Genomic DNA, 14,360 nt, shown 5'->3' with positions numbered 1-14,360 from the left:
CGGAGTCAGACGTCGTCGATCTTGCGACCCTTGACGTAAACGGCGCTGATCGCCGGCTCTCGGAGCTGCATCAGCAATGCAAACAGCATCTGGTCACGTGCCATCTTCTCGTCATCGGCGCGGGCGCCGTTGTCGATGGCGTTGGCCAGCGACGGCCAACGCTCGGGATCGATCACCAGGAAATCAGCCTCTTTGCCGGTGTCGAAGTTGCCGAAGCGATTCTCCATGTCCAAGGCCCGGGCCCCGCCGAGGGTCGCGACGAACAACATCTCGGCCGGATGCATGGACACACCGGCATCGCCGGGCTCGGTGATGTGAACCTTGAAGGCGTCGTTGGCAACTCGCGAGATCAGCCATTCGTCGCCGCCACCGTGGTCGGTGCCGAGTGAGATGTTGACGCCTGATTCCACTGTCCGCAGCCACGGCATCGTGCCCGACCCCAGGAACAACTGGGACACCGGGCAATGGGAGATGGAGGTGCCGGTCTCGGCCATCCGGGCGAGCTCACCGTCTTGACAGTGCACCGAGTGGGCCATGATGGTCCGCGGTCCGAGCAGGGATTCGCCACCGACCTTCGAGCCGGGCAGGAACTTGCCGTCGTAGGTGTCGAGGTACGAGTTCACCTGGTAGTCGGCCTTGGTGGCGTCCACCTCACCGGTGCCGGGACGGTTGTTCTCGTTGAGGTGGGTGTGGACGTAGACACCCTTCGACCGCAGGTCGGTGTAGAGCTCACCCAGCGCTGCCATCGTCGTCGGGGTCACCGACAGCGAGAACCTCGGCACCAGTGCCACATGCAGCAGCGCGGTCGCGACGTCTCCGGTGTCGGCGGCGTGCCACTTGTCCACCTCTGCAGCGGTCAGTTCGATGGCCTTCTCCTCGCTGGTGATCAGCGGGCCGGCCGAGTCGGGTCCTCTTGTCTGGATGCCGCGACCACTCACGATTCGCAGTCCACGGCGCTGCGTCTCCTCGAACAGCGCATCCTGCGCGTCAGGGAATGCCGAGCCGAACACCATCGCCGCGGTGGTACCCGCCCGCACCCGCTGATTGGTGAACTCCACTGCCGCGGCCCGCCCGAAGTCGCGGTCACCGAACTTGGACTCGGAGGGGAAGATGCACCTCTCGAGCCACTCGAGAAGTTGTCCGCCGCCGTAGGAGTCACCGGCGTAGGTCTGCGGGAAGTGGATATGGGTGTCGACGAACCCCGGCAGGATGAAACCGGGCCGGTAGTCGACGATCGCGGCGTGCTCGTGCTCGGTGGGTAGGTCGGCGAATTCGCCGCACCACTCGATGCTGCCCTCGCTGTCCACCACCAATGCCCCGTCGGCGACGAAGACCAGTGCTTCTTCAGCCGTGGTGACCTTCGCCGAGCCGGCGACATGGAAGATTTGACCGCGATAGACATGTTTCACGCGTCAAGCAAAGCACTCAACGGACCGGTTCGTGTGACGAAAACCAAATCGTCCAACAGACACGATGCAACACCGCTTTCATCTTCGGCGACGGGGCCGGCGCCGTGGTCGTCGGACCGAGCGAGGACAACGGCATCTCCCCCACCGTGTGGGGCAGCGACGGTGAGAACAGCCATGCGATCTCCCCGAACTACGACATCCCCGAGTACATGGACCGCGCCGAGGAGTTCCAGTCGAAAGACCCGGAGACCGACCCGGTCGGGCGCATGGTCGTCGCCATGCAGGGCACCCGCGTGTTCCGTTGGGCCGCAATCACTCTGCCCAAGGCGCTGTCGAGTGTCATCGAACGGTCAGGTGTGGCCCTCGAGGACATCGAGGTCTTTGTGCCCCATCAGGCCAATGCCCGGATCAACACCGCGTTTATCGCCGCTTGCGTGAACGTGGCCGGTCGGCAGGAGGCATCGACTTTGGTGCGGCCGCTTCGGCGCGAACCTCGACCTGCGTGGCGCGCTCGGCTTCGAGCCAATCGGGCATCTCGGACAGGAGTTCGTTGATCTGCTCGGTGGTCAGCGCCTCGGTGATCTCGTGGCGCACCAGCGCGCCCTTCGAAACGCCGAGTTTCATCGCCACCAGGTTCTTCGGGTGGGGTCCCTTGATGCGCAGATCACGAAGCCAACTCGGCGGGTCCGCCTGCAGGGCTTCGAGTTCGGCACGGGTGATGGCGCTCTGTTGGAACTCGGCGGGCGTCGCCGGCAGGTACACGTCCAACTTCTTGGCGGCGGTGGCCGGCTTCATCGACTGCGAACTCATGAACCGAGACTATCGGCCGGTAGCCTGTGGGCGTGACCGCGCCAGGTAATGCCTTCTCATTTCAGCTGGCGTTTGTGCCCGGCGTGACGCCCGGCAAATGGGCACGGACCTGGAGTGAACGCCTACCGCAGGTGCGACTCGAACTCGTCCCGATCGACGTCGCCGCATGCGCCGATGCCATCCGCGACGGGCGGATACAGATGGCGATAACCCGGCTGCCTGATGCCCTGGATCACCACGACCCGGGGCCGCACCACACCATCGAGCTCTACCAGGAAACGACCGTCGTGGTCGTGCCGAAAGACCACGTCTTCACCGCAGTCGATGAGATCGGCATCGACGATCTGGCGGACGAACAACTCCTGTGGCCACTCGACGAACCGCTGGTGGTCGGGCAACGGCCGGGAACGGCAGTGGAACATCGACCGCAAACCACCAGCGACGCAATCGAACTCGTCGCGGCGGGCACCGGACTCTTGCTGGTCCCGCAGTCGCTGGCCCGGCTGCACCATCGCAAAGACCTTGCCTATCGCCCGGTGACCGACGCGCCAACCGGATCGGTGGGCCTACTGTGGCCGGCACCGACATCTGAGAACGCCGAGGAGTTCATCGGCATCGTGCGCGGACGTAAGGCGACGTCGTCGCGGAGTCAGTCCGAACCTGCCCCGAAACGGTCGGCCAAAGAGAAGGCCGCTGCCAAGCGCGCTTCCAGAGAAGCCGCCGGAAAGACCCCCGGGAAGGGCCCACGTAAACCGAGGCGGTGACGAGCCCGCCCTCCGGAAATGGGTCGTTTTGGCGAACGAAAGCCCAGGTGGGCTCCGCCAAAACGACCCATTTCCGGGGGTGCGATTACTTCAGTAAGGGTGTGGAGCGCGGTGATCCGGATAAAAGGAGGAACCTCGGTGTCAGAGGCGGTTTATTGAAACCGCCCCTGACGTGCAGCGGAAGCGGAGGGATTTGAACCCCCGGTGGTTTTACCCACGCTCGCTTTCAAGGCGAGTGCATTCGGCCGCTCTGCCACGCTTCCTTCGGTCAGTGAGCCTACTTGACGCGGAGTCGTTCGTTCTCACGGAGCCAGGTATCGACCTTTGCGAAGGTGGTGGCCATCGCGTCGCGCTCGTGGTCGTCGAGGTGGTCGAGCAGGTAGGTGCGCACCGCGAGCACATGACCCTTGGCCGCCTCGTGCAATTTCTCGCGACCCAGGTCGGTGATGCGGCATTCCCGGTTGCGCAGGTCCCGGTCTTGGTCTTTGGCCATCCGCTCGATGAATCCGGCCTCCACCAGCCTGTCCACTCGGCGGGAGATGGTGCTCTTGGTGGCAAGCGCGCCGTCTGCGAGGTCACTCATCCGCATGTGGTCGTGTTCGGACAGAAGGACCAGGATGCGGTAATCGGCAAAGGTGAGACCCGATGCGGTGACCAGGGCATCGTTGATGGCGTCGAACAGACGTTGGGTGCCGTCCATGAACGAACGCCACGCCATCTGTTCGGCCTCGTCAAGCCACGGCACATCGTCCTCTGTCATGGTCCATTCCCGGTCACCGATCAGCAATGTGAAGCACAGGTTACCCCGCACCAATACGGTGATCCGCCGAACGTTTTCGCTCGTCAAGACGCGGTCACCATAGAAGTGACGCACCAGCCGGCCTTCCGGTTCCGCACATCGACGGCAGGACTGGGGTATTGGTTGAGACATGAGCAACATGCGCGCAGTGACCGTCACCGAGTTCGGACCGCCGGAGAACCTGGTGATCAGCGACGTCGAACGACCGTCCCCCGCCGCAGGTGAGGTTCTGGTGAAAGTGGCCGCCGCCGGCGTGAACCGCGCCGACCTGCTGCAACGCCAAGGAAACTACCCGCCGCCACCGGGCGCGAGCGACATTATCGGGATGGAGGTCTCGGGCACCGTCGCCGAACTGGGCACCGAGGTCACGGGATGGGAAATCGGACAACAGGTGTGCGCGTTGATCGCCGGCGGCGGTTACGCCGAATACGTGACCGTGGCCGCCGAGCACTTGTTGCCCGTACCCGACTCGATTGACTTGATCGCGGCCGCCGCCCTTCCCGAGGTTGCCTGCACTGTGCTGTCCAACCTCAAACGAACCGCTCATCTGCAGCGAGGTGAACTGCTGCTGCTCCATGGTGGGGCAAGCGGCATCGGCACCCACGGCATCCAGTGGGCGAAGGCTCTCGGAGCCACGGTTGCCGTGACCGCCGGGTCAGCCGAAAAGCTGGAACTGTGCCGCGATCTCGGCGCCGACATCACCATCAACTACCACGACGACGACTTCGTCGAGGTGCTCAAGACCCACGGCGGCGCCGACGTCATCCTCGACATCATCGGGGCAAAGTACTTGAGCCGCAACGTATCTGCGTTGGCTGCGGACGGAAGGCTCGTGGTGATCGGCATGCAGGGCGGCGTCAAGGCCGAACTCAACCTGGGTGCCTTGCTGTCGAAACGCGGCACCATTCATGCGACCGCCTTGCGTGGTCGTGAGCAGTCGGACAAAGCGGCGATCGTTGCTGACACCATCGCGACCACCTGGCCGATGATCACCGACGGGCGCGTCAAACCTGTTGTCGGAGAAACATTTTCACTGGACAAGGCGGGTGAGGCACACGCCTTGCTCGAATCAGGGAAAGTCACCGGCAAGGTGTTGCTCACCGTCTGATCCCGGGTTCTCCACCAACATCGGCCCCCTGGGCGGGCACCGAGGGAATCATGCCCTCGGAGGCGCCTCAGCGGGACGATTGTGGTGGCGTCAGCCGAGTGAACCGAGAGTGCGAACGAGCTGGTCGACCTCATACGGCGTGGTGTACGGCCCGAGCCCGATGGTGACGGCACCGCCCACATCGTTGACACCGATCCCGGACAACACGCGACTGTTCACATCGGCCAGCGCGCTGATGCCGTTGTCGGCCAGCCGCCGGACCACCTTGTCCGCAGTGACCCCGGAGACAGTGAAGCTGACCGCAGGGATCTGTACCGGCGCATCGCCGATCACGTTCACGAAGTTCAGCTGCCGCAGCGAGTTGAGTAGGTAGCGCAGCAATCGTTGCGAGTACTCCGCCAGGCCCGTCATCGACTGGACCAACCGCTCGCGCCGGGTTCCGGTGGCCGATTCATCAAGAGCCGCAAGGTGTTCGATCGAGGCGACCAGGCCGGCGAGCAACGCGTGTTGATGTCCGTCGACCTCGAGCCGCTCCGGCCCCTGTGCATCCGGGTTCAGCGACATCGACCGCACGCGGGTGAGCATCTCCGGGTCACGGAACACCAGCGCTGCGGTGGACGGCCCGCCCCAGCGCTTCGCACTGACCACGAGTACGTCCGCGCCCAGCACCTCGATGTCCAGCGGCATGTACGGCGCTGCGCTGGTGGCGTCCACGACCAGCAGGCCGTCGATCGCGTGAACGGTGACCGCCGCGGCCGCCACGTCGACCACCGTGCCCAGCGTCGACGACGCCAGAGGCATCGCGACCACACTCGTGGATCGACTGACCAGACCTTCGTATTGCCAGACGGGCAGGTCGCCGTTCTCGATGTCCACCTCGGCCCAGCGAACCTTGGCGCCGAACCGATCGGCAGCGCGCACCCACGGCACCACATTGGCCTCGTCGTCGAGGCGGCTCACCACCACTTCCGAACCGAGCCACACCCGGGTGTTGAGGCATTCGGCCAGAACGCTGAGCAACTGCCCACGCGACGGACCGAGCACCACTCCCCGCGGATCACCGTTGACCAGATCCGCGACGGCCTGCCGTGCCGCGTCGATGACGCCGGCCGTCTTCTTCGCCGCGGGATAGATGCCGCCGGGTTCGGAGACCAGGCCACGGAACGCCTTGGACACCGTGGTCGCCACCGAGTCCGGGATCTGCATCCCGGCCTGGGGATCGAGATGGATCCATCCGTCTCCAAGCGACGGGAACAATCCCCGTACGCGTGCGACGTCATAAGCCATGGCAGTCACCATAGACCGTCCTTCCGACGCTGCCACCTGAGTTGTGGGCCTGCTGCGAACACGAGATCGGGACATCTGGACAATGGGGACATGGCCGAAGACATTTTCAACCAGGGACCCCCGTCCGACAGCGACGACGGCATCGTTGTGGTGCCGTCGGCGAACTCCGACCAGGGTAAAGGTGACGAACAGCAGGGTGTCGCCGACATGGTCGAGCAGCCGGCGAAGGTGATGCGGATCGGCACGATGATCAAGCAACTCCTCGAAGAAGTGCGGGCGGCACCTCTCGACGATGCCAGCCGGGTTCGGCTGCGCGAGATCCACCAGTCGTCGATTCGCGAACTGGAAGACGGTTTGGCCCCTGAGCTGCGCGAAGAGCTCGAACGACTGGCCCTGCCGTTCACCGACGACAACACGCCGTCCGACGCGGAATTGCGGATCGCCCAGGCGCAGCTGGTCGGCTGGCTCGAAGGACTGTTCCACGGCATCCAGACCGCGCTGTTCGCCCAGCAGATGGCCGCGCGGGCGCAGCTCGAGCAGATGCGTCAGGGGCAATTGCCGCCGTCGGGTCCGATGGGTGGCCCCGGCGGGCCGCCTCACGGGGTCGCGGGCACCGGTCAGTACCTCTGATCTGACGCCTGCCGCCGGCGAGCCTGCGACGCCCGGTTTGCCGAGATCGACAACTGCGGCGTCCGGGGCGGGCCGGCGTTGACGGTAGGCTCGTCTCTCGTGTCAACAGCAGTCGATCGCGAGCCGGTGCGCCCGCCCTCAGCGGAGTCCGATTCCCGGTCCTTCCGCCGGGCATTCGGCGACCTCGCAGCCGGCTTCCGCCAGTCGGAGCTGTGGTTGCTCCTCGGCTGGCAGGACATCAAGCAGAGATACCGCCGCTCCCTCCTCGGCCCCCTGTGGATCACCATCGCCACAGCGGTGACGGCGGTGGCCATGGGACTCCTCTACTCGCAGCTGTTCGGCAACGAGATCGACACCTTCCTGCCGTACGTCATGCTCGGGTTCATCTTCTGGGGTTTCATCTCCGGATCGATCCTCGAAGGTGCCGAGCTCTTCACCACCAACGAGGGGCTCATCAAACAGATCCCTGCCCCGCTGAGCGTGCACGTGTACCGCCTCACCTGGCGGCAGCTGATCATCTTCGCGCACAACATCCCGCTGTATGCGGTGTTGCTGATCATCTTCCCGCAGCCGGTGAACTGGACCGTGGTGTTTGTCATCCCCGGCATCGCACTGCTCGTACTCAACGCCGTGTGGGTGTCCATCGTGTTCGGCATTCTGTCCACCAGGTTCCGCGACATCGGCCAATTGCTGGCCACCGCAGTGCAACTGGTCTTCTTCATGACGCCGATCATCTGGAGTGCCACCGATCTCGAGAAGAATGTCGGGGCCGATTCCAGCCGCGTCAAGCTGGTCCAGATCAATCCGATGTACCACTACCTCGAGATCACCCGCGGTCCGCTGCTGGGCGAGTCGGTGGCGCTCTACCACTGGCTGATCGTCATCGCCTGCACGATCGGCGGCTGGGCTGTGGCGTTGATGGTGCTGCGTAATTACCGTGCTCGCGTTGCGTATTGGGTGTGAGGTCATGAGTTCAGTTCGAGTCGATACCTGGGACGCCTGCGTCGATTTCCCGATCTTCGACGCCAAGACCCGGTCCATCAAGAAGTCGGTGCTCGGCCGCGCCGGAGGCGTGATCGGCGCCAACGACTCCAACGTCGTCGTGGTCGAGGCACTCAAGCAGATCAATCTGCACCTCGAACACGGCGATCGCATCGGACTCGTCGGGCACAACGGTGCCGGCAAATCCACCCTGCTCCGCCTGCTGTCGGGGATCTACGAACCCACTCGCGGTGCATGCAGCATCAAGGGTCGGGTGGCGCCCGTGTTCGACCTCGGCGTCGGAATGGACCCCGAGATCTCCGGCTACGAGAACATCGTCATCCGGGGCATGTTCCTCGGCATGAGCCGCCGCGAGATGCTCCGGAAGATGGACGACATAGCCGAGTTCACCGAACTGGGTGACTACCTGTCGATGCCGCTGCGCACCTACTCCACCGGTATGCGCGTGCGCGTGGCGCTCGGGGTGGTCACCTCGATCGATCCCGAGATCCTCATCCTCGACGAAGGTATCGGTGCCGTCGACGCGGAATTCATGAAAAAGGCACGTATCCGCCTGCAGGAGCTGGTCGCACGGTCCGGCATCCTGGTGTTCGCGAGCCACTCCAACGAGTTCCTCGCGCAACTCTGCGACCGCGCACTCTGGATCGACCACGGCGCGATCCGGATGGACGGCGGGATCGAGGAAGTGGTGCACGCCTACGAAGGACCTGAGGCCGCGCGCCACGTGCGTGAAGTCCTGGCCGAGGTCGAAAAGGATGGCTGAGCCCGTCGCGGCCCCCTCGGGTGGCGCGCAGACCGCGGACCGCGTGATCGGCGTGGTGGTCACCCACCGTCGCCTCGAGCTGCTGCGGCAATCGCTTGAAGTGCTGACCAACCAGAGTCGGCCCGTCGACCACCTCATCGTCGTCGACAACGCTGACGAAGCGGCGGTCGCCGAATTGGTTGCCGCGCAGACCATTCCCACCACCTACATCGGGTCGAAGCACAACCTCGGCGGCGCCGGCGGGTTTGCTCTCGGCATGCTGCACGCGCTGTCACTGGGCGCCGACTGGGTGTGGTGCGCGGACGACGACGGCAGGCCCGAAGGCAGCGACGTTCTCGGCACGCTGCTCGAATGCGCTGTCACACATCAGCTTTCCGAGGTATCGCCGGTGGTGTGCAACATCAACGACCCAGACACGCTGGCCTTCCCGCTGCGGCGCGGACTGGTGTGGCGCCGCAAGCGATCCGAGCTGTTCGCCGGAGACGAGACCTCAGACCTTCTGCCCGGCATCGCCTCACTGATGAACGGCGCCCTGTTCTCCGCATCGGCCATCGAGGCCGTCGGTGTCCCCGACCTGCGCCTGTTCGTCCGCGGCGACGAGGTGGAGATGCACCGCCGACTGGTGCGGTCGGGTCTGGACTTCGGCACCTGCCTCACCACGGCATATCTCCACCCGGACGGCACGGACGAGTTCCGGCCGATCATGGGCGGGCGGATGCACACCCAGTACCCTGACAACGACACCAAGCGGTTCTTCACCTACCGCAATCGCGGCTATCTGATGAGCAGGCCCGGTATGCGCAAGCTGCTGGTGCAGGAATACGCCCGCTTCGGTTGGTATTTCCTTGTGCAGCAACGGGATCTGGCCGGCTTCCGGGAGTGGCTGCGTCTGCAGTCGCTGGGCCGTCGGGAACGGTTCTCGCGACCCTGATCCGGGCGGTGCCGATACGAACGGCCACCGACTGCTGCCGAATCGTTCCCAAGCCAAACTAGAACGTGTTCTACTGAATTGAGACGGGTCTGGCTCGACCAGACCCAGGGAACACATCTAGGAGGATCATGCGGTTCACATTCGCCGAGGCGATGACAGATCCGAGCTACTACCTGCCGCTGGCTCAAGCGGCCGAGGCTGCCGGGTACGAGGGGTTCACCATCCCCGACTCCATCGCCTACCCGGAGGAGTCGGACTCGACGTATCCGTACACCGAGGACGGCAGTCGGGAGTTCCTCGAGGGCAAGGCCTTCATCGAGACCTTCGTGATGGCGGCAGCCATGGGCGCGGTCACCGAGAAGATCCGATTCAACCCGTTTGTGCTGAAACTGCCGATCCGTCCCCCCGCGCTGGTCGCGAAGCAGGCAATGTCGGTGGCCGTACTCACGAACAACCGGTTCTCTCTGGGTGTCGGTACCAGCCCGTGGGCCGAGGACTACGACATCATGGGCGTGGACTACAAGCGTCGTGGCAAACGGATGAACGAGTGCATGGACATCATCCGCGGGCTCAGCACCGGCGAGTACTTCGAGTTCCACGGGGAGTTCTACGACATCCCCAAGATCAAGATGAACCCGGCGCCCACCAAACCGATCCCACTGCTCGTCGGCGGTCACGCAGATCTGGCACTCAAGCGCGCCGTGATCCGCGGCGACGGCTGGATGCACGGCGGCGGCCCGCCCGAGGAACTCGACGCCCTGCTCGACAAGATCCACGACATCCGCAAGGCCGAAGGAAAGCTGAACGACCCCTTCGAGATCCACGTCATCTCCTACGACGCCTACACACCGGACGGCTGTAAACGCCTCGAGGACAAAGGCATCACCGATGTCATCGTCGGCTTCCGGATTCCTTACATCACCGGCGACGACACCGAACCGCTCCAGAAGAAGATCGACAACCTCAACATGTTCGCCGACTCGGTGATCAGCAAGGTCAACGGCTGACCCAGCTTCCCGATCTTGGTGGGTTTGGGCGAGCATAAGCCCAGGTGGACCTCACCATTTCCCACCAAGATCGGGTCAGCGGATCTTGAAAATGACCGTTCGTTGCACAACGAAGTTGATGACGGTTGCGGTGCCCTGAGCGACCACGAAGGCAGCGAGGCTGTAGACAAAGGTCTCCTCCCACACCCTCGACAGCCCCGTGTAGATGCCGACCTGGACCACGAAGGTCACCAGATAGAGAACCGCGACGGCGACAAAGCGAAGCGCGCTGGGCTCGGCGGCGAAGGTCCACCGACGGTTGATCAGGTACGCCGTGGTGGTGCCGCAGATGAAGCCGACGGCTTTCGCGAACCACTCGGGCATGCCGAACCCGTATTGGAGCAACAGTGTGAGTCCGAAGTCGAGGACGCCTGAGCCGGCCCCGGTGATCACAAACCGGACCAATTGGGTCTTCAGGTCGACCCCGACGCGTGGTGCTAGCTCCTCAGACACCCCAACACACTAAACGGCAGCCGCCGACTTCCCCGATTCGGTCGGTCCCAGGATCAGGATCGTGCCGATCACCAGTTCGTCCCGGATCAATCCGGTGATGATCGCTTCCTGCTCCGATGCACTGTCCCAGCGACTGTCGTGGCGGTGGCGCTCGGCGACGAGGTCGTCGCATTCGGTGACCCGCTGCTGCCACCAGTCGGGGGCTGAAGCGAAGTCGGCCAGATCTGCGCGATCGACGATGCGCATCCCGGCGTCCTCCACGAGCCGGTCCAAACCAGCGCGCGTCGGAAAGTTGTTGCCCTCGGGCTGGTTCGGCAGGTCGTCGACCGTCTTGATGTAGACGAGCACACCGACTCTCCCATCGGCGTGGACGACACGTCGGAGTTCGCGCAGCATCTTGGGCTGATCGCTGCTCGTGCACAGGACTCCGAGCGACCACGCCTTGTCGAATGCCCCGGCCGGGAACGGGAGATTCTCGCCGGCGGCCGCGACGGTGGCCCGGCCGAACAACCGTTGCGCGGCCTGGCACGCGCCCATCATCGGCTCGACCAGCACCACTTCGGGTCCGAACTCCCGCGCGACGAACTCGGCTGCCCCACCCATGCCCGCCCCGACGTCGACGAGTCTGGTCTCAGTGTCGAGAGCGAGCTTGCCCGCCAGCCAGCGAAGTGCTTCGGGGCTGCCGCTGCCGCGACATGCGGCGGGTATGGCGTACTCGCGACCAAGCGTCTCGACGGCCCGGACGGTCCACGACGGAACCGTGTCGAACTCGTCCTTCATCGCCTCTGCATCGACTACCACTGTGCCGCCTTCACCGACTGTGCCCCATCGGCCAGGCGCTCACGTAGCCGCCGTCCGATCTCTGCCTTGACCTTCGCGGCCGGAACCTCACCGGCCGCCGACGCCAACCCCGAGAGGTTGACGCCCACCACACCCGGGATGTCGAGGAGCGCAACTGCTTCGTCTACCGCGGTCTCGATGCCCGCCTCGACCGAGTCGTCAGCGGCCAGCACCCTGGTGATCTGCGAGTGGTCGAGGTGGAGACCGGGAAAAGCCGCCAGCACTTGAGCGGACCGCTCGTCGGTGTACACGGCTACGCCCGCGATGACCGGCATCGTGACGCCCTGCTCCCGCGCTGCGGACATGAACGCCCTCAGCGATTCCGGTGTACTGACATGGTTCAGTACCGCCAACTGGGCGCCGGCCCTCTGCTTCTCGAGCAGACGCGCCGGGCGGATGCCGGTGGGCACGGCTTCGGGAGCCTCCGGCACACCCACGGCAAGGTCAGCCTGTGCCGCCAGCGCCGCGAGCCGGGTTCCGTCCAGATCGAAAACCTGTGTCACATCTTGTCGAACACCCTGTGCCCGGCCGTCACCGGTGACGCAGAAGACGCCGTCGGCCCCGGCCTGGCCCAGACCCATCAGTTCCTGCTCGAGTACCACCCGGTTGCGGTCGCGACAGGTCAGCGTCACCCACGGGCATCCACCCACACCGCGGATGATCTGCGCCATCACGGTCGGCGGGTAGTCGGGCCGGTTCTGGTGTTCTCCGACGAGGACGGCATCGCTGCTCTCACCCAGAATGGATGCCACCTGTTCGAGGACGCCCCGGTCGAAGGCCGGCACCGACAAGTCGGACAGCACCACCGGGCGGGTACGAGAGGCGTTGATCAACTCACTCGGCGACGCCGGACTGGTCAACGGCTGTGGCCACGGAATGGGTTCGGTGAGAACGGCAAACGGACAGATGTGGGCGTCCATCTCACACGTGCTGTCGTCGCGCACACCACCGCATGGTCCGAACACCATGCGCTTGGGGCATTCCCGCGACCGCGTTCCCCGATACTCGGTGAAGGCGTCGGGCCCATCGGTCGTGGTGTCCATGACGAACCGCTTACCCCGCTGACTAAAGCGGCAATCATCGTGAGGCGAACCTGCGAACGGTCCGCCAGACGATTATCGGGCTATGTCACAGAGTTTTTCGAGCTCCTCGAGTGCTGTGTCGAGATGGGTCAACAGTCGCTGCAGGCTCGGGATCGTCGCGCGTGCACCGGTCAGACCGAAATTGATGTTGTCGCCGTTGGACGCCACGGTGATGTTCAATGCCTGTCCATCCATGGCGATCGACGCCGGGTAGACCCCGTCGAGCCGCGCACCGTTCCAGTACAGATCCTGTTTCGGGCCCGGCACATTGGAGATGATGATGTTGAACGGTGGCGGGGTGTACCGCACGAACCCGGGCACCGTAGAAAAGGCCAACGGCGCCATCACCGCTGCTCCGTAGCCCAGCGCCATCAGCGGGCTGAGGTCGCGGATGACGTTCTTGCTCGACCGAGTCGACTCCACGAGGGTGGCCAGCCGGCGTTCCGGATCAGGTTGATCGGTGGCGAGATTCGCCAGGATGGCGGTCACCGCGTTGCCCTCGGAGGTGTCGCTGCCTGCGGCGTGCATCGACACCGGCATCATCGCGATCAGCGGCTGTTCGGGCAGCTCGTTCTGGTCGATCAGGTACGACCTGAGCGCTCCGGCGCACATCGCCATGACCACGTCGTTGATCGTGATGTCGAGGCCCGCCGCCACCTCGCGCAACCGGGTGGCCGACCATTGATCGGCCGCGAATCGCCGTGCGCCACCGATCGGCACGTTGAACATCGTGCGGGGCGCCTGCATCGGCAGGATCAGGTTGCGGTCACGAACCGCCCGAAGCCCCAGACGGGCACCGGCGGGAGCCAGCCCGGCGAGTTCACCGGCGATCTTGGCCCCGCCGCTGAGTACTTGCCCGACCACGTGCTGTGAACCCGAATCCTCCACCGGCTCCTTGGGTTTGCGCGCGAACAGTGCCGGGTCCCAGGGGGCGCGCCCGTTCCGTGCCTCGGGGTCCGTGTCGAGCGTCTTCTCAAGCAACTTGAGCGCGCTCACTCCGTCCACCAGCGAATGGTGGATCTTGGTGTACATCGCGACCCGGCCATCGGCCAGTCCCTCGATCAGGTGCACCTCCCACATCGGCCGGTAACGGTCGAGGAGCGCGCCGTGGTTCGCCGAGACGTACTTGAGGAGTTCGCGGATTCGGCCCGGCCGCGGCAAAACCGTTCGGCGAACGTGGTATTCGAGATCGATCTCTTTGTCGTACGTCCACCGGACCGTACCCATCAGCGCCACGGGTGATGCGGGCCGTTTCCGGAAGAGCCGGTAGACGTCGGTCTGCGCCTGCAGCGTCTCGAACATCTGCTCACCGAGTTCTTCGGCTGAACTGCCCTCGGCCGGCTCGAAGAGCTGAAGACCACCGACGTGCATCGGATGCTCGCGCGATTCGGCCAGCAGGAACATCGATTCGGTGATCGGCATGTACGGCATGTGTG

General features: G+C 64.6%; 15 protein-coding genes, 1 tRNA gene and 1 pseudogene. 8 read left to right on the top strand and 9 right to left on the bottom strand.

Features of this window, described 5'->3' with window-relative positions; genetic code table 11:
* Positions 1 to 5: 5 nt before the first annotated feature.
* Entirely contained in the window at positions 6 to 1,409 is a 1,404-nt protein-coding gene (locus WIMU1_RS01025; protein WP_023954786.1) for a guanine deaminase, read from the bottom strand.
* Positions 1,410 to 1,456: 47 nt separating this feature from the next.
* Between WIMU1_RS01025 and WIMU1_RS25700 the strand changes: the two are divergent.
* Positions 1,457 to 1,822 (top strand): annotated as a pseudogene (locus WIMU1_RS25700) (3-oxoacyl-ACP synthase); the annotation flags it as partial.
* A gap of 7 nt (positions 1,823 to 1,829) precedes the next feature.
* On the opposite strand, the gene WIMU1_RS01015 reads toward WIMU1_RS25700, so the two are convergent.
* Entirely contained in the window at positions 1,830 to 2,204 is a 375-nt protein-coding gene (locus WIMU1_RS01015; protein ID WP_062795650.1) for a DUF5997 family protein, read from the bottom strand.
* A 41-nt stretch (positions 2,205 to 2,245) separates the two neighbouring features.
* On the opposite strand from WIMU1_RS01015, the gene WIMU1_RS01010 reads away from it, so the two are divergent.
* Entirely contained in the window at positions 2,246 to 2,983 is a 738-nt protein-coding gene (locus tag WIMU1_RS01010) for a LysR substrate-binding domain-containing protein (RefSeq protein WP_062794768.1), read from the top strand.
* 178 nt (positions 2,984 to 3,161) lie between these two features.
* On the opposite strand, the gene WIMU1_RS01005 is transcribed toward WIMU1_RS01010, so the two are convergent.
* Positions 3,162 to 3,246 (bottom strand) — tRNA-Ser (locus WIMU1_RS01005).
* A gap of 14 nt (positions 3,247 to 3,260) precedes the next feature.
* On the bottom strand, positions 3,261 to 3,743 hold the full coding sequence (locus WIMU1_RS01000; RefSeq protein ID WP_030167815.1) for a MarR family winged helix-turn-helix transcriptional regulator: 483 nt from the start codon (positions 3,741 to 3,743) through the stop codon (positions 3,261 to 3,263).
* A gap of 178 nt (positions 3,744 to 3,921) precedes the next feature.
* On the opposite strand from WIMU1_RS01000, the gene WIMU1_RS00995 reads away from it, so the two are divergent.
* Positions 3,922 to 4,890 (top strand): NAD(P)H-quinone oxidoreductase, encoded by a 969-nt coding sequence (locus tag WIMU1_RS00995; protein WP_062795649.1) that lies wholly within the window; start codon positions 3,922 to 3,924, stop codon positions 4,888 to 4,890.
* Positions 4,891 to 4,980: 90 nt separating this feature from the next.
* Here the strand turns inward: WIMU1_RS00995 and WIMU1_RS00990 are convergent, their stop codons facing one another.
* Positions 4,981 to 6,177, bottom strand: a complete 1,197-nt coding sequence (locus WIMU1_RS00990; RefSeq protein ID WP_062794766.1) for a cysteine desulfurase-like protein — start codon at positions 6,175 to 6,177, stop codon at positions 4,981 to 4,983.
* Between the two features lie 90 nt (positions 6,178 to 6,267).
* Here WIMU1_RS00990 and WIMU1_RS00985 point away from each other — a divergent pair, with 90 nt between their 5' ends.
* The 5 genes from WIMU1_RS00985 (at position 6,268) to WIMU1_RS00965 (ending at position 10,510) form a co-directional block, all read left to right on the top strand.
* Positions 6,268 to 6,807 (top strand): bacterial proteasome activator family protein, encoded by a 540-nt coding sequence (locus WIMU1_RS00985; protein ID WP_023954800.1) that lies wholly within the window; start codon positions 6,268 to 6,270, stop codon positions 6,805 to 6,807.
* Between the two features lie 99 nt (positions 6,808 to 6,906).
* The gene (gene wzm, locus WIMU1_RS00980) at positions 6,907 to 7,770 is read left to right on the top strand and encodes a galactan export ABC transporter permease subunit Wzm/RfbD (RefSeq protein ID WP_030167806.1); all 864 of its coding nucleotides are present in this window, start codon (positions 6,907 to 6,909) and stop codon (positions 7,768 to 7,770) included.
* Between the two features lie 4 nt (positions 7,771 to 7,774).
* Complete coding sequence (wzt, locus tag WIMU1_RS00975) at positions 7,775 to 8,572, top strand: galactan export ABC transporter ATP-binding subunit Wzt/RfbE (protein WP_031331294.1); 798 nt, start codon at positions 7,775 to 7,777, stop codon at positions 8,570 to 8,572.
* The gene (gene glfT1 / locus WIMU1_RS00970; protein ID WP_062794765.1) at positions 8,565 to 9,503 is read left to right on the top strand and encodes a galactofuranosyltransferase GlfT1; all 939 of its coding nucleotides are present in this window, start codon (positions 8,565 to 8,567) and stop codon (positions 9,501 to 9,503) included. The genes wzt and glfT1 overlap by 8 nt, the downstream gene beginning before the upstream one ends.
* Before the next feature lie 128 nt (positions 9,504 to 9,631).
* Complete coding sequence (locus tag WIMU1_RS00965) at positions 9,632 to 10,510, top strand: LLM class flavin-dependent oxidoreductase (RefSeq protein WP_062794764.1); 879 nt, start codon at positions 9,632 to 9,634, stop codon at positions 10,508 to 10,510.
* 75 nt (positions 10,511 to 10,585) lie between these two features.
* Here WIMU1_RS00965 and WIMU1_RS00960 read toward each other — a convergent pair whose 3' ends face one another.
* The 4 genes from WIMU1_RS00960 to WIMU1_RS00945 all read right to left on the bottom strand — a co-directional run bounded on the left by WIMU1_RS00960 (position 10,586) and on the right by WIMU1_RS00945 (position 14,355).
* Positions 10,586 to 11,002: a GtrA family protein gene (locus WIMU1_RS00960; RefSeq protein ID WP_062794763.1), complete on the bottom strand. Its 417-nt coding sequence runs from the start codon at positions 11,000 to 11,002 to the stop codon at positions 10,586 to 10,588.
* 9 nt (positions 11,003 to 11,011) lie between these two features.
* Complete coding sequence (locus tag WIMU1_RS00955; protein ID WP_062794762.1) at positions 11,012 to 11,803, bottom strand: class I SAM-dependent methyltransferase; 792 nt, start codon at positions 11,801 to 11,803, stop codon at positions 11,012 to 11,014.
* Positions 11,797 to 12,885: a methylenetetrahydrofolate reductase gene (locus tag WIMU1_RS00950; protein ID WP_062794761.1), complete on the bottom strand. Its 1,089-nt coding sequence runs from the start codon at positions 12,883 to 12,885 to the stop codon at positions 11,797 to 11,799. Before WIMU1_RS00950 ends, WIMU1_RS00955 begins: the two co-directional genes overlap by 7 nt.
* Before the next feature lie 72 nt (positions 12,886 to 12,957).
* Positions 12,958 to 14,355: a WS/DGAT/MGAT family O-acyltransferase gene (locus tag WIMU1_RS00945; RefSeq protein ID WP_023954814.1), complete on the bottom strand. Its 1,398-nt coding sequence runs from the start codon at positions 14,353 to 14,355 to the stop codon at positions 12,958 to 12,960.
* Between the last annotated feature and the right edge of the window lie 5 nt (positions 14,356 to 14,360).

The organism is Williamsia muralis NBRC 105860 (assembly GCF_001598915.1).
GTDB lineage: Bacteria > Actinomycetota > Actinomycetes > Mycobacteriales > Mycobacteriaceae > Williamsia > Williamsia muralis.
The sequence above is the reverse complement of the archived record's forward strand: the minus strand, read 5'-3'. Positions and strand labels throughout refer to the sequence as shown.

Coding starts and splice junctions, on each gene's coding strand:
- WIMU1_RS01015 (WP_062795650.1), bottom strand. CDS start 2,204: ATGAAGCCGGCCACCGCCGCCAAGAAGTTGGACGTGTACCTGCCGGCG.
- WIMU1_RS01000 (WP_030167815.1), bottom strand. CDS start 3,743: ATGACAGAGGACGATGTGCCGTGGCTTGACGAGGCCGAACAGATGGCG.
- WIMU1_RS00995 (WP_062795649.1), top strand. CDS start 3,922: ATGCGCGCAGTGACCGTCACCGAGTTCGGACCGCCGGAGAACCTGGTG.
- WIMU1_RS00990 (WP_062794766.1), bottom strand. CDS start 6,177: ATGGCTTATGACGTCGCACGCGTACGGGGATTGTTCCCGTCGCTTGGA.
- WIMU1_RS00985 (WP_023954800.1), top strand. CDS start 6,268: ATGGCCGAAGACATTTTCAACCAGGGACCCCCGTCCGACAGCGACGAC.
- wzt (WP_031331294.1), top strand. CDS start 7,775: ATGAGTTCAGTTCGAGTCGATACCTGGGACGCCTGCGTCGATTTCCCG.
- glfT1 (WP_062794765.1), top strand. CDS start 8,565: ATGGCTGAGCCCGTCGCGGCCCCCTCGGGTGGCGCGCAGACCGCGGAC.
- WIMU1_RS00965 (WP_062794764.1), top strand. CDS start 9,632: ATGCGGTTCACATTCGCCGAGGCGATGACAGATCCGAGCTACTACCTG.
- WIMU1_RS00950 (WP_062794761.1), bottom strand. CDS start 12,885: ATGGACACCACGACCGATGGGCCCGACGCCTTCACCGAGTATCGGGGA.
- WIMU1_RS00945 (WP_023954814.1), bottom strand. CDS start 14,355: ATGCCGTACATGCCGATCACCGAATCGATGTTCCTGCTGGCCGAATCG.